The 23,643-nt window shown below is 58.4% G+C and carries 14 protein-coding genes and 2 pseudogenes; all 16 read right to left on the bottom strand.

Going from position 1 to position 23,643, the window contains the following annotated elements:
* Positions 1-4: 4 nt before the first annotated feature.
* The 16 genes and pseudogenes from HMPREF1121_RS07615 to HMPREF1121_RS07685 all read right to left on the bottom strand — a co-directional run bounded on the left by HMPREF1121_RS07615 (position 5) and on the right by HMPREF1121_RS07685 (position 23,636).
* Positions 5-2,677 carry a DNA gyrase/topoisomerase IV subunit A gene (locus HMPREF1121_RS07615; protein ID WP_044115673.1) on the bottom strand — a complete coding sequence of 891 codons (2,673 nt, stop codon included), beginning with the start codon at positions 2,675-2,677 and terminating at the stop codon, positions 5-7.
* Between the two features lie 181 nt (positions 2,678-2,858).
* Positions 2,859-5,837 carry a putative LPS assembly protein LptD gene (locus HMPREF1121_RS07620; protein ID WP_052353651.1) on the bottom strand — a complete coding sequence of 993 codons (2,979 nt, stop codon included), beginning with the start codon at positions 5,835-5,837 and terminating at the stop codon, positions 2,859-2,861.
* A 641-nt stretch (positions 5,838-6,478) separates the two neighbouring features.
* Positions 6,479-8,053, bottom strand: coding sequence for an NAD(P)/FAD-dependent oxidoreductase (locus HMPREF1121_RS07625; protein ID WP_044115674.1), 1,575 nt, complete (start codon positions 8,051-8,053; stop codon positions 6,479-6,481).
* Between the two features lie 114 nt (positions 8,054-8,167).
* Positions 8,168-8,800: a DedA family protein gene (locus tag HMPREF1121_RS07630; RefSeq protein WP_044115760.1), complete on the bottom strand. Its 633-nt coding sequence runs from the start codon at positions 8,798-8,800 to the stop codon at positions 8,168-8,170.
* 18 nt (positions 8,801-8,818) lie between these two features.
* Positions 8,819-10,549, bottom strand: a complete 1,731-nt coding sequence (locus HMPREF1121_RS07635; RefSeq protein ID WP_044115675.1) for a glutamine--tRNA ligase/YqeY domain fusion protein — start codon at positions 10,547-10,549, stop codon at positions 8,819-8,821.
* 85 nt (positions 10,550-10,634) lie between these two features.
* Positions 10,635-12,845, bottom strand: coding sequence for a heavy metal translocating P-type ATPase (locus HMPREF1121_RS07640; RefSeq protein ID WP_044115676.1), 2,211 nt, complete (start codon positions 12,843-12,845; stop codon positions 10,635-10,637).
* Between the two features lie 145 nt (positions 12,846-12,990).
* A complete protein-coding gene (locus HMPREF1121_RS07645; RefSeq protein ID WP_052353652.1) occupies positions 12,991-14,187 on the bottom strand; it encodes a GT-D fold domain-containing glycosyltransferase in 1,197 nt (398 codons plus the stop codon).
* A gap of 1,588 nt (positions 14,188-15,775) precedes the next feature.
* Positions 15,776-16,168: pseudogene (locus tag HMPREF1121_RS08885) on the bottom strand (DUF2721 domain-containing protein); the annotation flags it as partial.
* A gap of 50 nt (positions 16,169-16,218) precedes the next feature.
* Positions 16,219-16,881: a lipoyl(octanoyl) transferase LipB gene (lipB, locus tag HMPREF1121_RS08945; RefSeq protein WP_052353657.1), complete on the bottom strand. Its 663-nt coding sequence runs from the start codon at positions 16,879-16,881 to the stop codon at positions 16,219-16,221.
* Positions 16,882-17,046: 165 nt separating this feature from the next.
* Positions 17,047-17,718: pseudogene (locus HMPREF1121_RS08950) on the bottom strand (MBL fold metallo-hydrolase); the annotation flags it as partial.
* A 114-nt stretch (positions 17,719-17,832) separates the two neighbouring features.
* On the bottom strand, positions 17,833-18,852 hold the full coding sequence (gene murB, locus HMPREF1121_RS07660) for a UDP-N-acetylmuramate dehydrogenase (protein ID WP_044115678.1): 1,020 nt from the start codon (positions 18,850-18,852) through the stop codon (positions 17,833-17,835).
* A gap of 53 nt (positions 18,853-18,905) precedes the next feature.
* Entirely contained in the window at positions 18,906-19,379 is a 474-nt protein-coding gene (locus HMPREF1121_RS07665) for an SPOR domain-containing protein (RefSeq protein ID WP_044115679.1), read from the bottom strand.
* Between the two features lie 70 nt (positions 19,380-19,449).
* Positions 19,450-20,973 carry a lipopolysaccharide biosynthesis protein gene (locus HMPREF1121_RS07670; RefSeq protein ID WP_044115680.1) on the bottom strand — a complete coding sequence of 508 codons (1,524 nt, stop codon included), beginning with the start codon at positions 20,971-20,973 and terminating at the stop codon, positions 19,450-19,452.
* 17 nt (positions 20,974-20,990) lie between these two features.
* Complete coding sequence (locus HMPREF1121_RS07675; RefSeq protein ID WP_084152025.1) at positions 20,991-21,635, bottom strand: IMPACT family protein; 645 nt, start codon at positions 21,633-21,635, stop codon at positions 20,991-20,993.
* Positions 21,636-22,553 carry a 4-hydroxy-tetrahydrodipicolinate synthase gene (gene dapA / locus HMPREF1121_RS07680; RefSeq protein ID WP_044115681.1) on the bottom strand — a complete coding sequence of 306 codons (918 nt, stop codon included), beginning with the start codon at positions 22,551-22,553 and terminating at the stop codon, positions 21,636-21,638.
* Between the two features lie 162 nt (positions 22,554-22,715).
* Entirely contained in the window at positions 22,716-23,636 is a 921-nt protein-coding gene (locus tag HMPREF1121_RS07685) for a hypothetical protein (RefSeq protein WP_044115682.1), read from the bottom strand.
* Positions 23,637-23,643 lie beyond the last annotated feature (7 nt).

Consider the following 23,643-nt stretch of genomic DNA (forward strand, 5'->3'; position numbering starts at 1 on the left):
GGGCTTATTCGTTCGAGCTATCCTCGGTCTGCCCAGCGAAGAGGTCGGCTTCTTCTTCCTCAGTCTCCGCCATGGACTCGTCGTGCTCCGACTCGAAGACGGGGGATTCCTTCAGCGGAGGGAGCTCCTCGACTTGGTCAATGAGGTAGGGAGCGATACGCTTACCACGGGCGCGGATGCTCTTGACGAGAGCAAATTCCTCGACATCGATCTCGGTCGTGCGCAGCTCGCCACCCTTCTCCTGACGCCCGATGAGGAGGCGTGGGTAGTAGGTGTCGGTCAGGAGCAGCAGCTCGTTCTTGGGGTTCTCCCCGAGGATATTCTCACGCTTCTGATCTTCCTCGATGCTGAAGCGCTTGATGTAATGGTACTTCTGATCGGCATCGTAGTAGACGGCCGTCCAGATCTTGCGGGGCTCATTCTTCTCGATGCGCAGGAGGTTCTCCTCGATATGGATAGAGTCGCTGAAGTCGGAGGTATAGCATTCGCCCGACTTGAGGACGACGAGGATGCGGTCACGGGCGTGGAAGGAACCGAGGTACTGGCCCTGCTCGTTGTAGTTCAGGCGCAGGACATCGCGGTCGAACCATACGTCACGACCACCGAGCGTCGAGAAGCCCTTACTCAGGAGCGATACCGAGTGTACCTCTGCCTTCGTCACTAAGAGCCCGACAGAGCTACGCGACTTGATGGGGATATCGGAGAAGTCCTTCTCGAACTGGAAGAGGCGCTGGCGGGCATTGCGGATCTTGAGCTTGACGGCGACCTTCTCCGCCTCACCATTGCCGTTGGCAGAGAAGTAGAGCACGCGTGAGCCTTCCTTGCCACGCGTCAGGTCGTAGACGCGGTCACGGATGACCGAGAGCACGTTGAAGCGCTTAGCGTAGACTGAGCCGACCTTACCATCGCGGTAGATGACGTTGTAGATCGTGCGCTCGTCATTGCGCTGATAGCGGTTGATATAGATGACCTCCTCGTTGCCGTAGAACTTCTTATCCTCGACCTTGCCGACGAAGTACTTACCGGAGCGGAAGATGATGATGACCTCGTCGAGGCTCGAGCAGTTGCACACGAACTCAGCATCCTTCAGTGCCGTACCGAAGAAGCCCTCCTCGCGGTTGATGTAGAGCTTGGCATCCAGCTCGGCCACCTTCGTGACCTCGATAGTGCCGAAGTTCGTGATCTTCGTGCGGCGTGGGAAGGCAGCCCCGTAGCGCTGGATGAGATGCTGGTACCAGCGGATGGTATAGTCGGTGAGGTGCGCGATGTCGTGACGGAGCTGAGCCATATCCTGCTCGATCTGCAGGAGTGCAGCCTCGTGCTTGGGGAGATTGAAGCGCAGGATACGTGCCATACGTAGCTCCAGCAGGCGGCGCAGGTCATCCGTCGTCACTGGGCGGAGGAAGCGATCGGCGAAGGGCTCGATACGCTTAGCGATATGTGCGAGAGCCGTGGCTTCGTCGGCAGCTTCTTCGAAGGCCTTATCCTTATAGATGCGCTCCTCGATGAAGATGCGCTCGAGCGAAGCACCGAGGTACTGCTCTTCCTTCTCCGAGAGGAGGATCTTCAGCTCTTCGCCGAAGAGGAACTTCGTGCGCTCTACGCTGTAGCGCAGGAGCTCGCTGACGGTCGTGAAGAGAGGCTTCTCCTCGTAGATGACGCAGCAGTTGGGTGAGATACTGACTTCGCAGTCAGTGAAGGCATAGAGGGCATCGATGGCCTTGTCTGACGACACACCAGCGGCGAGCGTCAGGCGGATATCCGTCGTGGCAGCCGTCATATCGTCGACACGGCGGATACGGATCTTCCCCTTCTCTACGGCCTTGAGGATGGACTCGATGAGCGTCGTCGTGGTCTTCCCAGCAGGGAGCTCGGAGATGCTCAGCGTCTTGGAGTCAATCTTATCGATCTTCGCACGGGACTTGAGGCTACCACCACGCTCGCCGTCATTGTAGCGGGAGACGTCGATAAGCCCCCCCGTGGGGAAGTCGGGATAGAGCGTGAACTCCTCGCTGCGCAGGTAGGCACAAGCCGCCTCTGCCAGCTCGACGAAGTTGTGCGAAAGGATCTTGGAGGACAAGCCGACAGCGATACCCTCAGCACCCTGCGCCAAGAGCAGTGGGAACTTCACGGGCAGTGCTACGGGCTCATCGGTCGTGCCGTCGTAGGTCTTCTTCCACGGAGTGACGCGGTCGCTGTAGACAGCTTCGTGGGCGAAAGCCGAGAGCTTCGCCTCGATGTATCGGCCTGCAGCAGCGGGGTCACCGGTGAGGATATTCCCCCAGTTCCCCTGCGTATCGATGAGGAAGCCCTTCTGTCCGAGCTGGACGAGGGCATCATTGATCGAGGCGTCACCGTGGGGGTGGTACTTCATCGTCTCCCCGACGATGTTAGCTACCTTGATGAGCTTGCCGCTATCCATCCGCTTGAGGTTGTAGAGGATACGGCGCTGCACGGGCTTGAGCCCGTCATCGATATGGGGTACAGCACGCTCGAGGATGACGTAGGAGGCGTAGTCGAGGAACCATGTCTGGTACATCTTCGACAGGTTGCTCAGCTCCGGGCGGTAAGGCAAGCCCTCTGCCGGCTGGTAGGCGGGGGGCTCTTCGTCCTCGATAATCGTCTCGGGCGTCACCTCGGGGATCTTCTCCTCTTCGTCGTCGTGCTCTATATTCATATGCTGTCTATATCAGTATTATACGCTGGCAAAGATACGGAATTACCCGCTTCTTTCCTTGGGAAGCGCCCGCATAGACCCGTCTCCTATCCAGATCTCACCCACCCAGCGAAAAGCCATCGCCCCCGCCTCTTCGTTGGAGAGAGGCGGGGGCGATGTGCTATGAGAGAGGTGGTACGGGCTACCAGCTATTAGCTGAGGAGTAGCCGTGCTTGTCCCACTTGACGTCGTGCAGGAGCGAGCTCTTCACGCCGATAGAGATGCTGTAGCTGCGGTAGGGGCCGAAGGGGATCGCATTGGCAGTGAGGCTCCAGCAGTGGAGGTCGCGGCTAATCCCGATGGTCATATTCGCAATGCGCTTGGCGATGAAGTCGTAGCTGGCATTGACGTTGAAGGACCAGTTCTTCGTAGGCTGGATGCTACCTGAGAACATCAAGCTGTGCATCAGCCCGTAGTTGTACTCATCGCGGCGGGGGTCGAAGGTCGTGCGCTGGAGGTTCACCCCATAGCTAAGCGAGAGGCTCCAGGGGATGCTGACCTTGAGGTAGCCGTCTTCGTCGTACTCGCCTTCGCTGTCGTTGGTGTCGAAGAGGCTCTTATTCTTCTGCCCCTTGGCAGCCATATCTGCCAGCGACGTGTCACGCCCATCGGCAGGAGCACCTGTGAGGTTGGGGTCTTCGCCCTCGGGCTTGTCCTTATCCTTGGGCTTCTTGTCCTTCTTACCCGAGAAGAACTCACGCAGCTTGCGGAAGGTATCGTTGCTCAGCGTGTAGCTGAAGGAGGTACCCGTACCACGGAGGCTACCGAAGCCCTTACCATTGAAGATACGGAGCTTATTCACGCGGTACTCGCTGACACGCCCCGTCGCAGCATCCGTGGTGTGCCCGTACATATAGGGGTCGAAGGCACCACTGAGGGAGAGTTGGAGCGAGGGCGAGAAGCGCAGCATAATGCTGGCGTTGATGTCGGCGAGCTGGAAGGAGTCAGCAGCGAGGTTGTAGCTCGAGCTCAGCGAGAGGTTGTCGATGAGGCTGATCTTCTTCGTGGTCTCGGTGCTGTCGGTCTTCGTGCGCACCTTCATCTCAAGGTTGTTGTCGATGCCGAAGTTGATCGCGGCAGTCTTCCCACGCCCAGGCATACCGAAGATATGACCATCGCCGAAGCGGGCATATTCCTCCGAGTGGGCGACACCGGCATTGTCGATGTACTGCAGGCGGTCATAGTAGCCCCACATCTTGTCGCCGAAGTCTGGCGTGTAGCTGATACCGACACGTGGCGTGATGCGGTGACGGATCATCTGCACCTTATCGCCGAAGATCTTCCACGGCTGGAAGAAGCCGTAGAGCGTGGTATTCAGGCTCGCCGACGTGGAGAAGTCGTACACGCGGTTGAAGCCATAGATACGGCGGTACTCCGTGCGGTCGGTCGTCGCATTATACTCCTTGACCGACTTGTAGGTGTACCAGCGCTCGTTGTAGTTCGCACTCAGCGTGAGGTCGATGTAGCTGAAGAGCTTGTACGACGCCGAGATGGGTATGTTGTGGGAGAAGCCATTGTTCCAGTCCTTGATGATGTTCGCCTGGAAGAGGCGGTTCTCCTTCGTGGAGATGCTATTGCGGAACTGTCCCGAGTAGCTGATGCTGATCTTCTCGTACCAGCGCTCTGCCCCGACACGCTTCTTGCGCTTGAAGGGGTAGATACGGTTCATACTGATAGCGATATTCGGCAGGCTCATCGTGACCATCGAGTCGGCAGAGGTCTGCGTCGCTTCGATAGAGGCGGAGATGCGGAAGGGCGTACCAGGGAAGTTGCGGCTATAGTTGACCGAGGAGTTCTTCGTATTCTGCGCCGCGATGCTGGGGTTGTAGAGCGTGGCGAGCGAGTTGTGGTTGAAGGAGCTCGTCGAGTAGTTCACGCTCGCTGAGAAGGTCTCGTTGGGGTTGGCCTTAGAGTCCTGTGTATGCGTCCAGTTGATGCGGAAGTCACGGCTCTCGGAGAAGTCCCCGACGACGTCACGCTCCCCCGTCTTGGTCGTGAGGTAGCTGAGGTTGACGCTCCCCCCGAAGCGGTAGCGCTTGCGGTAGTTCGAGCGGGCATTGACGCCCCATGAGCCGAGGCTATACCAGTCCCCCGTGAGGGCCAGGTCGACGTAGTCGTTGAAGGCGAAGTAATACCCCCCTTCGCGCAGGTAGAAGCCACGCTGCGTCTCTTCCCCGTACTTCGGCATGATGATCCCCGAGGAATAGCTCTTATTGAATGGGAAGAAGCCGAAGGGCAGACCGATAGGCATCGGCACGTCAGCGATGACGAGGTACGAAGGCCCGGCGACGACATTCTTCTGCGGGCGCGCCTTCCCCTTGGTCAGCATGAAGTAGAAGTGCGGATGCTCGTGGTTGTCACAGGTGCTATAGCGCCCGTTCTCCATGTAGAGGCAGTTGTTGCTGACCATCTTCGTACGCTCGGCCGTGATATAGCCTTCGCCCTGCTGGGTGACAGCGCCCGTGATGAAGCCCTTACTTGTCTTGAAGTTGTAGTTCAGGCTCTTAGCCTCATAGCTCTCCCCGCCGTCGCGGAACTTCGGGTAGGCCGTAGCCTTCCCCGTGCTATCGAGGATATAGTGTGCGTAGACGAGGTTGCTGTCGAGGTTGAGGCGCATGAAGTTCGCATCCATCCCCTTGTCCTTATAGTCCACGGTACTGGGCCCGAAGAGGTAGGTCAAGCTCTGCCCGATGAGGACCATCGAGTCCTGCGCCTTGTAGGCGATGATATCATCGAAGCTCTCACGCTGACGGCGACGGCGCTCACGGCGCTCGGCTTCCTCGGCCGTCAGGCTGAGGGTATCGAGGCGAAGCGAGCTAAGGCTGTCGAGGCTATCGGGGCGAGTCATGAGCGTGTCGGCCTTCTTCTGAAGGCTATCAAGACGCACACCACCAGCGCCCTTGAGGCTATCTGACAGGGAAGAGTCGGGGAGGAAGGAGCTGAGCTGCGTGAGCGTACTCGTCGTGTCGGCAGACGAAGACACACGCCCCCCTGCCAAGGTCTTCTGCTGTACCTTGGTCTCACGCTTGGGAGCCTTATGTCGCGTACCGCAGGCAGCGAGGATCATGAGGGCTACGACCCCCAACGCTACCTTCTGTCCGAATTCTGTCTGTCTACGCATCTATGAGATAACGCCCGAGTGACATAGGGCCAGTATCTCTGCTCGCCCATTTGCCACGCTCGGTACGCTTGCAAAGATAGCTAAGAATTAGATAAGGGGCCGCCGCTCCCGTATCGTCGCTATCCACCCGCGCTCTCACCCTCGAGAAAGGCAACTCAAAGGCGCACTTCCGGAGGGGTCATAGCCCCCTCACTCGCGAGAGAGGTTTAGAGCGCACGCCCAGCTCCCCGATATGCCTCTCCGAAGTGATACACAAGTCCTTCGCCTTATCGCAAGTATTCCTCTTATCCAGCGGAGGGATGAGCATCCTCCTCGTGAAGAAAAAAGCGCCTTCACGTGGTGGTTTTCTTTGTCTATGTACGTAGTCTTAAAGACCAGGCACGTAAATTCAAATATCCACGCACGTAGATATTAGAGCCACGTACGTAGCCCAAACTTTTCTGCCACTCGTCCGCAACTTTTCTCCATGCGCAGAGCAACAACCTTCCATATAGGTCAGCTCAGTGACCAATATAGGTTCGTAGCACCCCTGCCCAAGAGACGCAAAGTGAAGGACAAAAAAGAGCCCCTTCTTCCTGCCCGAAAAGGGGTAGAGAGAAGGGGTACGAAGAGCGTAGCGAGGCGCTCAGTGGAGGGGCGAACTACCGACCGAGGGCGAGAGCGATCTGCTGAGCAGCATTCTCCCCATCGATAGCCGCCGAGACGATACCACCAGCGAAGCCAGCACCTTCGCCTGCAGGATAGAGGCCTGCGACGACAGGGTGCGCATAGGTCATACGGTCACGGGGAATACGCACGGGCGATGAGGTACGTGACTCCACTCCGATGAGCTGAGCTTCGCCCGTGAGGAAGCCACGTGTCGTGCGGTCGAAGGCACGGAAGCCAGCCGACAGACGGCGTGTGATGAAGTCGGGCATCCACTCGTGCAGGTCGCTCGAGGTAAGCCCCATCGTATAGGACGACGAGGGCAGCGTGGACGAATGGCGGCGTGCGACGAAGTCCGTCATACGCTGAGCAGGTGCACGGAGCGATCGGTTAGCCGCCAGATAGCTCTTATGCTCAAAGGCTTCGCACCACTGCATCAGGGCAAGGGGCGATGTGGAATCCTCGACTCGAATGCCCGTAGCAGGGATATCCTCGGGGTGAAGCTCTACGACAAGGCCTGAGTTCGCCCAGCGTGAGCCGCGGTTAGCAGGCGACATCCCATTGACGACAGTCTCCTCTGGCCCCGTGGAGGCAGGGACGACGAAGCCCCCAGGACACATGCAGAAGCTATACACTCCCCTACCCTCGGCCTGCGCCTTGTAGACATATTCGGCAGCTGGAAGGTACTTCCCTCGCCCCTCGGGGCTGTGGTAGCGGATCTCATCGATGAGCGACTGCGGGTGCTCAAGACGTACCCCGACAGCGATGGGCTTGGCCTCGATAAGGATCTCCGCACGATGCAGGTAGCGGTAGACGTCACGTGCCGAGTGCCCCGTAGCCAGCAGGACAGGGCCGTGGAAGGTACGATCCCCCGAACAGACGACACCACGCACCTCCCCTCGCTCGAGGATCAGCTCCTCCATACGGCACGCGAAGTGCACCTCACCCCCCGAGGCGATGATCTGCTCGCGCATACGACGGATGATGATGGGGAGCTTGTCCGTGCCGATATGTGGGTGGGCATCGATGAGGATCTTCGGGTCGGCACCGAAGCAACAGAAGACACGAAGGATCTTCTCCACGCTCCCACGCTTCTTGCTACGCGTATAGAGCTTGCCGTCCGAGAAGGCACCCGCACCGCCTTCGCCAAAGCTATAGTTCGACTCGGGATCGACGACGCCCGACTTCTCCAGCTGGACGAGGTCACGACGGCGCTGCATCACATCCTGCCCACGCTCTACGACGATGGGGCGCACGCCCAGCTCGATGAGCCTTAGCGCAGCGAAGAGCCCGCAGGGCCCAGCACCGACGACGACTGCCGAAGGCGCCGACGAGACATCGGGATAGACGAGGTCGGAGAAGTCATCCACGGCAGGCTGCTCGCCATCGAGATAGACTTCGACGGAGAGGTTGACGAGGATACGGCGCTGACGAGCATCGATATTGCGGCGGCGCACCACGACCGAGGTGATGGACTCCAGTGGCAGGGCGAGCTCACGCGCCACGACCTCGCGCAGCGTAGCATCCGAAGACGCCTGATAGGGACTCAGCGTAAGAGAGAGGGTGGTCACAGGAAGACGGGATAAAGAGAGGTACGGCAAAAAAGAAACCTCTAAGGGTGCGCCCCCATAGCACAGGTGGCGATGGGGACCTACCCTTAGAGGTGGTAGTGATGCGCCCTTGGATTAGGCAGCCTTCTGACGGCGCTTGTAGAGGTAGTAGCCGACACCACCGACGACGACAAGGCCGAGGATGATGAGGCCGATGATCGAGCTATAGCGCTGGATGGTCTCGGCGAAGAGCTCGGGCGGTACGGTCTTACCGATGAAGTAGCCGAGGAGAGCCAGGACGACGTTCCATGCTCCAGCACCGATGGTGGTGTAGAGGAGGAAGCGACTGAGAGGCATACCTGCCAGCCCCGCAGGGATAGAGATGAGCTGACGGATCCCTGGGACAAGACGCCCGATGAGCGTGGAGCTGATGCCGTTCTTCACGAAGTAAGCTTCGGCCTTCTCGATCTTCTCCTGACTCAGCAGGCAGAGGCGACCGATGCGGGAGTTGGCGAACTTATACACGATCGGGCGGCCGAGATAGCGCGCCAGATAGTAGTTGATAAGCGCACCTATATCCGAGCCGAGCGTAGCGAAGAGCACGACGAGGAAGATATTCATCTCACCCGTAGCCGCCTTGTAGGCAGCAGGGGGTACGACGACCTCAGAAGGGAAGGGGATGAATGACGATTCGATCGCCATAAGCACCGTCACCCAGAAGTAGTTCAGGTGATGGAGGATATCTTGGATGAAGCCTAAGGACTCGATCATATCTGTGGGAGGGGACTACTTATTGACCTTCTTCCACGTATCCTTGAGCGATACCGTGCGGTTGAAGACGAGGTGATCAGGGCGGCTATCGGGGTCTACGCAGAAGTAGCCGACGCGCTGGAACTGATAGTACTCGCCACACTTAGCCTGAGCGAGGAAGGGCTCGACACGTGCTTCGCGCACGATGGTGAGGGACTCAGGATTGAGGAGCTCAGCGAGTTCCTTGTCCTTAGCCGCCTCAGAGGGGTTCTCATCGAGGAAGAGACGGTCGTAGAGACGCACTTCGGCAGGGACGCTATCCGTGGCAGATACCCAGTGGATCGTGCCCTTGACCTTGCGGTTGCTCTCGGGGCGACCGCTGAGCGTCTCGGGGTCATACTCAGCATAGACCTCGATGACATGGCCGTTCTCATCCTTCTTACAGCCCGTGCAGCGCACGATGTAGGCGCTCTTGAGACGCACCTCCTGACCAGGGGTCATACGGAAGTACTTCTTCGGAGCATCCTCCATGAAGTCCTCGCGCTCGATGAAGAGCTCGCGCGAGAAGCGGATGATGTGGCTATCTGAGTTGGGATCTTCGGGGTTATTGAGGAAGCTCATATCCTCCGTCTGCCCCTCGGGGTAGTTCGTGATAACGAGGCGCACGGGGTCGAGGACGGCCGAGCCACGCAGGGCATGGCGGTTGAGGTCCTCACGGACAGCGTGCTCAAGGAGCGCCATATCGATGATACCATCGTACTTCGTGTAGCCGATCTTATCGATGAAGCTACGGATGGACTCGGGCGTATAGCCACGACGACGCAGCCCGCAGATAGTAGGCATACGGGGGTCATCCCAGCCTGCCACATGGCCCTCCTGCACGAGCTGGAGGAGCTTACGCTTGCTCATCATCGTGTAGGTGAGGTTCAGACGGTTGAACTCAATCTGTCGTGGGCGGTAACCCTCGGGGTGATTGGGCTCGACCTTCTTCAGGAGGTCTACGAAGTAATCGTATAGCGGACGGTGCACCTCGAACTCCAGCGTACAGATCGAGTGCGTCACCCCTTCGAAGAAGTCACTCTGCCCATGGGCAAAGTCATACATAGGATAGACGCCCCACTTCGTACCCGTACGGTGGTGAGGCACCTTGATAATGCGGTAGATGATGGGGTCGCGGAAGTGCATGTTCGACGAAGCCATATCGATCTTCGCACGCAGGATCATCGCACCTTCGGGGAACTCCCCAGCGTTCATACGGCGGAAGAGATCGAGGCTCTCCTCGATGGGGCGGTCGCGATAGGGGCTGGCGACACCAGGGGTCGTAGGCGTACCCTTCTGCGCTGCGATCTCCTCGGCAGTCTGCTCATCGACGTAGGCATGGCCAGCGCGGATCAGCTCTTCGGCAAACTGGTACAGACGCTCGAAGTAGTCCGAAGCATAGTAGATATTGCCCCAGTGGAAGCCGAGCCACTCGATATCCTCGCGGATAGCATCGACGTACTCGATGTCTTCCTTCGTGGGGTTCGTATCGTCAAAGCGGAGGTTACACACCCCGCCGTAGTTCTCTGCGATACCGAAGTCCATGCAGATGGCCTTGGCGTGCCCGATGTGGAGGTAGCCGTTGGGCTCTGGTGGGAAGCGCGTCTGGATGCGTCCATCATTCTTCCCGGCACGAAGATCGCCCTCGACGATCTGCTCGACGAAGTTCAGGCTCTTCTTCTCTTCCCCACTCTCTGTTGGGGCTACGCTGTTAGGCATATCTGACATAATGCTGTGTATACTTTAGGAGTATCAGTATCTATTATCCTTTACGATAGGGTACAAAGATACCTAAATATCACGGGAGCGCTATTTAGCTATGGCGGCGTGCGCTGAGGAGGCTGTTGGTGACGACGCTGAGGCTACTGAGCATCATCAGCCCACCAGCGAGCATCGGATTGAGCAGGTAGCCCGTGAAGGGATAGAGCACACCTGCCGCCACGGGGATGGCGATAAGGTTGTAGATGCACGCCCAGAAGAGGTTCTGATGAATGGTCCTGAGGGTCGTGCGTGCCAGATGGAAGAAGCGCTCCAAGGCCTTGAGGTCGGAGCTACGAAGCGTCACCATCGCAGTCTCCATCGCCAGATCACTCCCACTGCCCATCGCTATCGAGAGGTCGGCACGTGCCAAGGCCGCAGCATCATTGATGCCGTCGCCGACCATCGCCACACGACGTCCTTCCTTCTGCAGACCTTCAACGAAGGCTGCTTTCTCCTCGGGGCGTACACTGTCTACGACACGGCTTACCCCGACAGCTTCGCCGACGGCACGGGCAGCACTCGGCCCGTCACCCGTGAGCATAATGACCTCCAGCCCACGAGCACGCAGTGATGCGATAGCTTCGGCCGAGGTGGCACGTATCGTATCAGCGATAAGAATGACGGCCAGCACCTCCCCACTACGGGCAAAGAGGCTACACGTAGCTCCCGAGCGCTCGCCGTCCTCTAAGACCTTCAAGGCTTCGGCACTGAGTGCCCCCGAGATCTCTTCCACGAAGGCACGCTGCCCGACACGATAGGTCACCCCATCGACGACACCTTCCAGCCCACGCCCTGCCTCTTCGCGGAAGCTCGTAGGCTCGGCTACGCCCTGCGTAGGTACGCCAAGGGCTCGAACGATCGCCCCAGCCAAGGGGTGCGACGAGCGCTCTTCGAGGGCGGCCAAGATGGTAGCTAAGGAAGTATCCTCCTCAGCAGAACACCAGCGTATAGCCTTCACCTCAGGGCGCCCCTCGGTGATCGTCCCCGTCTTATCCAAGACCAAGGTATCGACATGGCCTGCAGCCTCCAGCGCCTCGGCATTGCGCACCAAGAGGCCTTCTTCGGCACCACGGCCGATACCCACCATGATAGCGGTAGGGGTAGCCAGCCCCAAAGCGCAGGGGCAAGCGATGATGAGCACCGTGACGGCAGCAACAAAGCCGTGCTCCCAGCCATCTGCAGGGCTAAGGAAGCCCCACGCGACGAAGGTCAAGACGGCGATAAGGACGATCACGGGCACGAAGACTCGAGCCATTCGATCCACGACCTGCTGAATCGGTGCGCGTGACGACTGTGCCTCCTCCACAAGACGGATGATGCGGGAGAGTACCGTCGCACGACCTACCTCACGGGCACGGTAGACGAGCGTCCCCGAGCCATTGAGCGTACCAGCGTAGACTTCGGAGCCAGCGACCTTCGCCACAGGAATGGGTTCGCCACTGATGAGCTGCTCGTCGGCATAGGACTCGCCCGAGATGACCTCGCCATCGACGGCGAAGAGTTCGTGCGGCAGGGCGCGTAGCTCCATACCGGGCTCGACCTCACTGACGGGCAGCGTGATGACTTCGCCCGAGGGGAGGAGCTGATGCACAGTCTTCGGCTGACCGCCCATGAGGCGACGCAGAGCCGACGACGTGCGACGCTGTGCCCGAGCCTCGAGCACCTTGCCCAGGAGCACGAAGGCGACCGTCGTTGAGGCGGCTTCGAAATAAAGGTGGTGCAGGTGGTGCGCTTCTGGCGCGATGAAGAGGTATTCGCCCAGATGATAGAGGCTGTAGACGAAGGCTACCGAGGTCGAGAGCATCACCAGCAGATCCATGCCCGCCGCCCCAGCACGTAGCTGACGCCAGCCACGCACGAAGAAGCCCGAGCCTGCCCAGATGAGGGTCACGGCAGTGAGGACAGCGGAGATGAGCGACTTCGGGAGCGTCATCGGTGGCCACATCATCAGCACCATCACGATGAGCGAGAGGATGACTGCCACCAGCGTCTTGCGCTGCAGGGCTCGCTCTTCCCGCTGACGAAGTGCCTCCAGCTCGCCCACCTCGGGCTCATCGATGCGCAGGTCATAGCCCATGGCAGCCACAGCTGCACGGAGCATCTCGGGGGTACACTGCGTCTCATCATAGACGACAAAGGTCGTAGCGGAGGCGAGGTTGACGGTGGCAGACTGCACGCCAGGCGTACTCTCCAGGGCCTTCGTCGAATGAGCGGCGCAGGCTGCGCAGTTAAGTCCCAGGAGGGGGAAAGATCTCTTGACCATATGGAATGAATATAACTATTAGTACGGGCAAGGGGTACGCCTGCCGTCTGCAGATGTACCCCTCACCGATGATCGATGTGGTATGGATAAAACAACTCGTACCGCCTATTCGTTCGGTCAAGCCGAAGCTGGCAGGCTTGTTTTGCTATGCTTTGGGTGCGTCGATGCGGAGCGTGTAGCCAGCGGCCTCTACCGCAGAACGCAGGGCCTCGGGCGTGCAGTGCTCAGCATCATAGGTGACACTTGCCTCGCCAGCCTCCAGCGAAATGGTGACGGAGCTAACGCCCGCCACCGCCTTGAGGGCTTCAGTAGCATGTGCGACGCAGTGCCCGCAGCTCAGCCCCTCGATAGGATAGACGGCAGTCGTCAGAGCGGCAGTCGAAGTGGGCTTCGCTTCGCCTACACGGGCTACGACCTGCTGGAGGTAAGTGGCTTGTGCAGGGTGCTCTGCGACGGTACGCCCGCCAGGGGCTTCATTGACGTACTTCCCTGGGATGGGCACCTTGGTCTTCGCCCCCATACGATACCATTCATACTCCACATCCACGTGACCGAGGTCGATAGCCTGCAGCCCTACTTCGGAGAGGTCATAGGCGAGGACGGTCGCCGTCTGACCGAGGGCAATGAGGACGAGGCGTCCCTCTCCATGCTCCTTCGCCAAACGGAGGATCTCGGGATAGCTACCCCAAGCATCCGTCGCAGGACAGAGGACGCGCTTCACGCTACGTGCGCCATCGAAGAGGTCATTGCCGACACCGAGGCGCGACTTCTCGCCCTCGACGAAGAGTAGGTCACGATCCTTCCAGATCGCCTTCATACGCTCGATGTACGCAGGATAGTCGCGGATATCGTAGCGCCCCATGTAGAAGCGGGTGAAGTTCGTATCGTAGAAGTCGTGTTCGCGAGCGAGCTTCTCCAGTGCGGGAAGGCGCATCAGAGCCTCACGTTCGAAGAAGATACGGTTGTACCCGCGGTGGGGGGAGGAGTCCTTGAAGGCGTAGGGCACGCAGTTCAGATGGCGCTCCGACGAGGGCACCTGCCACACCTCATAGAGGCGCTTACCGAGCGAAGCATCGTAGTGCTGGAAGGTATCCACCTCTTCGGCAGACGAAGGGCGCTCGAGTTCGTCGAGGTAGCGCTGCATGATCTGCAGCTCACCGTCACCAAAGCGGCTCACCGAGGCGCCCGTACGAAGGATCTCATCAAGGGTCTCCCACGAGTCATGCACACGTAGGGCACGACGGCGGTCGGCCGTAGCTCGATACTGCTGGCTATACTTACGCCCCTTCAGAAGCATCCAAAGCTGGACGCGCAGGGAGTCTTTGATCTGCTGCCAAGTCATATATTTCTTGTGGAAAGCTTATTGGTCTATAGGGCAAAGATAGCGATATCTAAGGGGAAGCCCACGGAGGCGTGAGGACAGCTCCCTACGATCTGTAAGAACGAACCTATATTGGTCGGCGGGTGAATCTCTATTAGGTTGTTGCTCTGCGTAGGGGGAAAAGTCGAGGACGAGTAGCAGATAAGTTTGGGCTACGTACGTGGCTCTAATATCTACGTACGTGGATCTTTGGATTTACATACCTGGTCTTTAAGACCACGTGCGTAGATGGAGGAAAACCTCTACGTGAAGGCGCTTTTTCCTTCACGAGAAGGACACTTTTCCTCCGCTGGATAAGAGGAATACTCGCAATAAAGCGAAGGGCTTGCGTAGCACTTCGGGGAGGCATATCGGGGAGCTGGGCGCGCGATGCCTTAGCTCTCGAAATAGAGGGCAGGACTCGCGGCAACAGTCTTATATAGGTCAGCCCGCCGACCCATATAGGTTCATATCCCCCTCCCATACGGGGACGAATCTTCCCCTTCAAGGATGGGCTATAAACGCATTCGGCTCCTTCACCCTACGTTGGGTGAAGGAGCCGAATGACTCGTATGGAGAGGAAGGGAAGTAGCCCTAAGGACTACTCCTCTTCGTTGGTGCGGGGCACGGAGGGCGTAGCGGGCTTCGCTGCGGACTCCTGGGCTTCACGCTGACGAGCAACAGCCTCTTCGTAGCTCATAGGACGAGCAGGACGCTCGGCAGGCTGGACTGCGGGGCGCTCGGGCTGAGCCACAGGGCGCTGCTCATGCACGACGGGAGCGGGAGTAGTCGCTGGTGCAGGCGTGGGCTGTGGGGCTGGAGCAGGGGTAGCTGCGGGGGCTTCGGCAGGACGAGCTACGGGCGTCGCCTCCTGCTGGGGGCGCTGCTGGCGCTCCTGCTGACGGGGACGGCGATCCTCACGCTGCTGACCTTCGGCGGGCTGCTGCTGGCTACGCTCGGGGCGATCATTGCGCTCGGGACGCTCTGCACGGGGCTGGCGCTCAGCGGGTGCTTCGGCAGGCGTCGTAGCTGCAGGTGCTACCTCAGGGGCAGGCTGCTGGGCAGCTTCATTGTTGCGCTCGGGACGCTCCTGACGCTCGGGGCGCTGACGGCGGTTGTTGCCGTTGTTATTGCCTCCGTTGCCGTTATTGTTATTGCCACCATTACCATTGTTGTTACCGCCGTTGTTGCCATTGCCACGACCTTCGCGAGCAGGGCGCTCGGACTGGTCATTGCTACGCTCTTGGCGATTCTGCTCACGGCGTTCGCCGCGCTCCTGGCGGTCATTACGTTCTTGACGCTCACCACGTTCTTGACGCTGCTCACCACCGCGGTCATTGCGGTCATTGCGTTCGTTGCGTTCGCCACGCTCCTGACGGGGCTGACGACCACCGCCCTGCTGACCTTGGTTGGACTGCTTCTCCTGAGGCTGAGCAGGAGCTGCGGGCTGGGAAGAAGCTTCCTTGCCCTCCTTATTGTCGCGGTTCTTCTTGCGCTTGCTGCGAGACTTCTCACGCTGGAGGGTCTCATCATCGGGGCGCTGACGAAGTGAGCCACTGCGCTCACGACGGATGGACTGGAGGCTCAGGTTGAGGGCCTTCACCGAGATCTGGATCTCCCAGATGCAGATACAGAGCGAGAGCGCCAGAAGGACCATACCGACGCCGAAGACGACGCCACCAGCGACGTTCCACTCCAGGTAGTAGAGGAACATAGCCACGAGCGAGACCAGCAGGCTCGATGCACCGAGCACCTGCATCCAGCGGATGAGGTCGAGACGGCGGTAGAGGTTCTCGATCTGCTTGAGGGAGGTAGGCTCACCTTCGGGGTTATTCTCGTAGCGCTCCTTGAGGCTGCGCACCGTGGAGGCATAGGAGAGGAAGCGATTGGTATAAGCCAGGAGGATGAGAGAGATCGCCGAGAAAAGGAGCGGCGGTGTAGAGAGATTGAACTCAGTAGTCATAGGATATGATGTGAGTGATGGGGATGTAAAAAGGGAGGGATTGGGGGGGATTAGAAACGCGGGGGAAGGAGGGCCGCAAGACGACGATGGAGGATCGAAGCTAAGAGATGCTTAGCCACGGTGAAGTCCACCTCGTGACCCACTTCGCCAGCGATAGAGGCGACCTTGCCTTCCTTGAAGCCACAGGGATTGATGAGCTGGAAGGGAGCGAGGTCGGTGTTGACATTGAGGGCGAAGCCGTGCATCGTGACGTAGCGGCTGCTCTTCACACCAATAGCACAGATCTTACGCTCGCGCTGGGGATCGCCGACATCGAGCCAGACACCCGTAGCGCCGTCCTTCAGCCCCGACTTGATCTTGAAGAAGGCGAGAAGCTCGATGACCGACTGCTCCAGCAGCTCGATATAAGCCTTCAGCCCGAGACCGAAGCGCTCCAGGTCAAGGATGGGATAGCCGGTGATCTGCCCAGGGCCGTGGTAGGTGACATCCCCCCCGCGCTCGACGGAGAAGAAGTCGTAGCCATTCTCACGGAGGAAGTCCTCGCTCATCAGCATATTCGTCGCATCGGCATGGAGGCCCATGGTGAAGACGGGATTGTGCTCACAGAAGAGGAGGAAGGACTCCGTGGGGCGGTGCTCGTGCTTAGCCTTTAGCTGGGCTTCGAAGAGCTCCTTCTGCAGTGCCCACGCATCGGCATAGGCGATACGACCCATATCGCGGTAGCTATAGGGCTCTACATACTCTGGGAGGGGGAGGATACGGGGACCCGCTTCGTCGACCACGATATACTCTTGGTCGTAAGCAGGCTGCAGATCTTCGGGGAGCATCGCCTCTAGCTGGGCATGCGAAGGGGCATGGTGTGAGAGGTGCGTGAGAAGGGTCAGCTTGGGCCGAACGGCAAGCTCAGGTAGCAGGCGCTCGACATCCTCCACCGACTGGTGGCTGGGGTGCGGACGCTGATAGCGCAGGGCATTGATGACGAGGAGCTGTGAGCCACTGACCTTAGCCCATTCGCTGGGCTCGATGGTCTTCATATCGGTGATGTAGCTCACCTCGCCGATACGATAGCCTACGATAGGTAGCGAGCCGTGCGCCAGCGAGATGGGCGTGACACGCTCACCGAAGAGCTCGAAGGAAGCATCACTCCCCTCCTCTATCGGACAGAGGGTGAAGCGAGGCGTCCCTGGGTAAGGATGGTCACTGAAGACGTAGTGCATACGAGTACGCACCGAGTCGAGGACGCGCTGCTGGCCGTAGATGGGGATATCCTGACGCCACGCGATGGTACGTACATCGTCCAGACCGAACGTGTGATCGTAGTGCTCGTGAGTCAAGAGGATAGCATCGATACGATCGATACCGAGACGTGTGGCTTGGTAGTGGAAGTCAGGGCCACAGTCGATGAGGATACGCTTCCCACCCTCGGTGATGATAAGGGCAGAGGTGCGCAGACGACGGTCACGAGCATCCGAGCTATGGCACACAGGGCAGCCACAGCCTACCTCGGGGATACCAGTGCTGGTGCCCGTACCGAGAAGAATTACCTTCATGTAAGTAGGAGAGAGAGCTACCACGGCAAAGAGATACCTTCTCTATCGAGTGAGAGAGGGTGCGTGGTAGAGCGAGTAGTTAGGTGAATAAGCAGCGAGGTGAAGGGTGGCTATCTAAGAGATGTACCTCACCTCAGGGGTGATCTGTAGGCCAAAGCGCTCTGCGACCTGCTCCTGCACATACTCTGCCAAGCGAGCGATATCCTGCCCCGTAGCTTCGCCATCAGCATTGACGAGGACAAGTGCCTGACGCTCATAGACGGCGGCATGTCCGAGACGATAGCCCTTGAGACCACAACGGTCGATGAGCCAGCCTGCGGGGACCTTCACTTGTCCGTCGGGGAGGTCGTAGTGCGGTGCTTCGGGATAAGCCTCACGAAGGCGCTCAAAAGCCTCGGCCGAGATGATGGGGTTCATAAAGAAGCTACCAGCGTTACCCAAGACCTTCGGGTCAGGGAGCTTCTCTTGGCGGATGCGGATGACCTCGTCACGTACATCACGGGCAGCAGGCGTCGCCGTACGAGCCTCCACGCGCTGACGGAGGTCAGCATAGTCGAGCTTCAGATGGGGGTGCTTGGAGAGGCGAAGGAGGACGTGCGTGACGATGTAGTCAGCCGCCTCGGGCTCCTTGAAGAAGCTATGGCGATAGCTGTAGTTGCACTCCTCGACAGCGAAGTGACGCACCTCACCCGTACGACGATGCACCGTGTGCACCTCGCGGATGACCTCGCAGATCTCAGCGCCATAGGCACCGATATTCTGCACAGCGGCAGCACCGACTTCGCCTGGGATGAGGGAGAGGTTCTCGACACCGTAGAGCTCGGCTTCGGCCATCTGGGCTACGAAGTCGTCCCACTTGACGCCTGAGCCGACGAGGAGGTCGACCGTATCAGCCGTCTCAGCGAGACGCTCAATGCTTTGGATCACCGAGTGTAGTACGATCCCATGAAAATTGGTGAGGAAGAGCAGGTTGCTTCCCTCACCAATAGTGATACAGCGACACTCTTGGAAGTACTCGTCACGGCTCAATAGCTGTAAATCCTCGATGCTGGCGAAGGGGATGAACCAGTCTGCCTGGGCATCGATACCGAAGGTATTGTGCTCACGTAGCGAGTAGCTCTGTAGTATCTCCATATAGATATAGGTAGCCCCGCCCCAGGGATTGGGGCGGGGGCTATAAAGTCTGATTAGTTATCGTTTTCCAGGAGCCATGCATCCTTGAAGTCAGGAGCAAAGCGAGCCTTGATAGCGTCACGGCTTGCAACAGCTTCTTGGCGCGTATCGAAGCTGGCTACGATGACACGCAGCATACCTACGTCGTTGGTAGCGAGGACGGCGCTGTAGCCAGCCTGGACCATACGATCCTTGAGATTGCGAGCATTCGTAGGATTCTGGAAGCTACCTACGACTACGCTATAGCGCTTCAGACGGGTAGCATCTTCGCCCTGGTAAGTCGTGACACGCTCCTTGCGTACGGTCACGGGGACAGCAGGAGCGGCTGCAGGAGCCTCATACTGTACGGCTGGCGTGGTGCTCTGAGTAGCGACCTCACGCTGCTTAGCCTGCTCGTAGGCCTTACGATAAGCGCTCTTCTTCGCACCGCAGGAGCTCAGCGAAGCAACTGCCACAAGTGCCAGAGAGGCCAAGATGATCTTCTTCATAATTCTCATTCTATGGTTATGGACGTGATACAATGTATTGTAGACCAATGTCTACAAAGATAACAATTTGTCAGGACTGGGTAGCGGGGCGACGCAGCACATAGTGGTGCACGAGGCCCCACACATAGAGGTAGTCTTCACGGGCAAAGAGGTAGACCAAGAGGATGTAGGTCAGCCCCAGTACTGCACTCCCTATGGATAAACGCCAAAAGTCGGCAAGTGATGATAATGCATAGGTATCTAATCCCCAAAGAAGGCCTCCGGCAGCCGCACTCATCAGCGCAAAGGGGAAGAGTTCACCGAGCTGCTGACCGAGGGGAAAGTCAATGAATCGACCCGAGTAATGGCTATTGATGAAGAGGAAGATCACCTGCGTGATCGCCGTACTCCACAGTAGCCCATAGATACCGAACTGCAAGCCAATGAAGGCCGCAGCGACCCCGATGATACGGCGGATAATCTCCAGACGCAGGTGCAGATCACTTCGGCCCTTGGCCTCAAGGAGATTGATATTATAGGAGTTGATGGGGAAAAGAATCCCGCAGATACAGAGGATCTGGAAGTAAGGTGCAGCCGCCATCCATTTATCCCCGTAGAAGAAGTGATAGAGGGGATTAGCCAGCACGACCAGCGCCATCATCAGCGGACAAGAGAGCTGGAATAGGAGGCGCATCACACGGCGATAGCCTGCACGCAGGCGCTCCTTGTCATTCTGGAAGCGCACAAAGACGGGGAAAGTCACCTTGTTGATGGGGTCAGCGATGACCGAGACAGGGACGATATACAGGGCATTAGCATTGCCATAGAGCCCCAGGGTCGACAGCGAGAAGTAGCGCCCGATGAGGATCGTCATCAGGTTGTTGTACAGCGTGGTGATCATCCCAGCCCCGACCATACGAGAGCCGTAACCAAAGTGGAGCTTGAGCTTCTCCATGCTGAAGATCAGCTTAGGTCGCCAAGACGAAGAGCACCAGTAGCCGATGAGACGCACGATCGAGTTGGCAAGTCCCATACCCACCAGTGCCCAGTAGCCATAGCCGAAGTAAGCCATCACGATACCCGTCAGCCCAGACAGCACGCCCGTAGCAAGCTGAATAAGCATGTCCTTGCGGAACTCCATCTGCCTCCAGACCAAGATCGCCTGGATACTGCACAGCGAGTTGATGACCACGCTCAGCGAGATCACACGCAGGACGGAGACTAGGATAGGATTGCGGAAGTAGTCCGCGATCCATGGTGCTGCGATGAAGAGGATGAGGTAAAGCAGGCAACTCATCCCGATATTGTAGTAGAAGATCGTCGAGAGGTCGGCATCATCGACACGCTCCGAGCGCGTCAGCGAGCTCCCGAAGCCGATGTCAGCGAGCTGGGAGGAGATAGCGAGGAAGATCCCCAGTACGGCGAGTGTACCGAAGTCCTCCGGCACGAGCAGGCGCGCCAGAGCGAGGTTCACCATGAAGGTGGTCACACGCCCGACGATCTGCTGGATTGTTGACCAGCCGAAGCCTGAGACAGACTTCGCCTTGAGCTCCGAGACGTCGTCAGTGAGTTGGCCTATAGCCTCCGGCTCAGGAGTGGGTATATTCTCTTCCATCTATTAATTAGGATATACTATTCTTCGGAATGGGTGGAGTCGGGGGCTTCGGGGAGAAGGGTCACCCCATAGAGTTGCTCCAGACGCGAGCGTAGCTCAGCGGCACAGCCCTGGCGCTGCTCGAGCTCGAGGAAGCAGGACTCTCTAAAGTCCTGCACGACGACGCGGGCCTCGGTCTCCTTGACTATACGCATCACGGGCCCCATCAGCTCATAGCTGAAGGTCAGGCAAAGGCGCTCGGTGAGGATGCACTCACGGCGGGGCGTATCGGTGAGAGCCGCCAAGGCTGCTTCGCGATAAGCCTCGATGAGGCCACTCGTGCCGAGCTTCACGCCACCGAAGTAGCGCACGACAAGGACGATGACCTCCGTCAGCCCCAGCGAGACAAGGATACCATGAATGGGCTTACCTGCCGTCCCCGAGGGCTCGCCATCGTCATTCGCACGATAGGGCTCACCCGTAGGGCCCAGACGATAAGCCCAGCACACGTGGCGGGCATCGTAGTAGCGAGTACGTACTTCGCGCACACGCTCCAGCGCCTCCTCCTCGGTCGTCACGGGATAGGCGTAGGCGAGGAACTTACTTCTCTTCTCTAAGTACTCGCCTTCGCTGGGCTCGGCGAGCGTCCAATAGCTGTCGCTGATCTCTGTCGTCGAGCTCACTTAGGCAAAGAGGTGGGAGGCGTAGATATCGAGGGCTTTGCGCGTAGCATTGAGGTGCTCGGAGAGCTCAGGGCTCGCAGCGACCAAGGGTAGGCGCAGGCTATTACTGTCGATGAGACGCATGAGATAGAGCAGGGCCTTGATCCCGACGGGATTCCCCTCCTGGAAGAGCTGGGTATTGATGGCACGCATCTCCGTCTGGATCATGTCGGCCTCATTGATATGCCCCTCCATAGCCAGGTGCGTCAGGTGGGAGAAGAGGCGGGGATAGGCGTTGCCCACGACGGAGATGACACCCACGGCTCCATTCTGGATGAAGGGCACGGTGAGCGCATCATCGCCTGAGAGGACGACGAAGTCCTCGGGCAGCTCGCACGCAGTGATCTGTGCCGCCTGCTGGGGATAGCCCGAAGCCTCCTTGATCCCAATGATATTATCGAAGTCTCGCGCCAAGCGCACGGCGGTGTCGGGCGCCATATTCACCCCGACACGCCCTGGCACATTGTAGAGCACCAGCGGAAGCGGGCTCGCCTCGGCCAAGTGGGCGAAGTGGCGGTACATCCCCTCCTGCGAAGGCTTGTTGTAGTAGGGCACTACCGAGAGGACACCGGAGAGACCGCGGGGGTCAAGCTCACGAAGGCGCTCTGCCGTCTCGCGGGTATTGTTACCCCCAAGGCCTATCATCAGCGGGCAGCGTCCTGCGACCTGCTCGACGACATGGTTGGTGACTCGCTGGCGCTCCTCGCGCGTAAGGCAGGGTGACTCACCCGTCGTCCCGTGGATGACGATGAAGTCCGTAGCCCCATCACGGAGCAGATGTTCGAGGAGGCGCTCCAGGCTCTTATAGTCGACCTCTTGCGATTCGGTGAAGGGCGTGACCAGCGCCACACCCATCCCGCGGAAGGGATGCTTACTCATAGCTTATCGTTCTATGACAAATACGGGAGAGAGAAAAATTCCCTCACACAAAGTTAAGTATTTTACCTATCTATAAGTATGCAGCAGGCCCCGCACCCTTCGAGAGGGGCGGGGCCTGCGACCTTATACCGCTATAATATAAGGGAGATTATTGGAGAGGGATTACAGGCCCTGCTGGGGCTTTTTACCATCATCACCCTGATAGGTCGTGGAGTACGCACGCATGGGCTGGTAGGTATTATCACTAAAGAGACCACGAACATCATCGCCAGCCCTCCCCTCATTCCGGGAATAATAGATACCACCCTTAAAGGAATTATAGCCGTAGAAGCGATTTAGTATCGGGGCACGCGAAACCTTATTGACTTCCTCTATCAGCTTCTTGAGGCGGGTCTCATTATTCCCAATCTGCATCGCCTCATACTCCCACTGACCTGGGACTGTCCCCCAGTGCAGCAGCTTAATCCCATCAACGGTATCAAAGGTCTTCACCTCGGAGTAAGGCTTCAGGTACTTATCATACTTGAACACACCTCTGACCTCATTAGCATTGATCAATATACGTGTGACCATACTGCGAGTAGGCTCTGCGCCTACACCGAAGAGACTGGACTCTTGGAGATAGGTAAAGGGCTTGATAGCATTGCGCTCGACATAGAGAGGCGTCGTGACAAGAGTCCCCACAAAGTACTTCCCGAGATAGACCGACTCCATGACGATAGAGGTTACATACGGACTAGAGTCAACAACCTTCGAACGAGTGAGGCAGCGAACGAGCGTCTGGTACTTGCTACGAGGCTGAGCCCCTGTAGCTGTACGCGGGGCGATATACAGATGACGATAAGCATAGCCTACCGCTTCATTTGCTGCACCCTGATCCTTCCTAGCATAGTCTGCGCAAATGAACTCCCCTTCTGAGAACTCAGACGTATCATCATTCACACTCTTATAGGGGAGAAGCTCCTTGTAGATATATGCGCGATAGTCATAGCCGCTAGCGCCCTTGGCAAAATGATTCGTGAAATCCTTGAAGCGCGAGACACCTGAAGCCTCAGAAAACTCTATAGGGTAGAGGAGGCTCATCAGATTG

The sequence above is a fragment of the Porphyromonas sp. KLE 1280 genome, assembly GCF_000700805.1.
GTDB classification, from domain to species: Bacteria; Bacteroidota; Bacteroidia; order Bacteroidales; family Porphyromonadaceae; genus Porphyromonas; species Porphyromonas pasteri.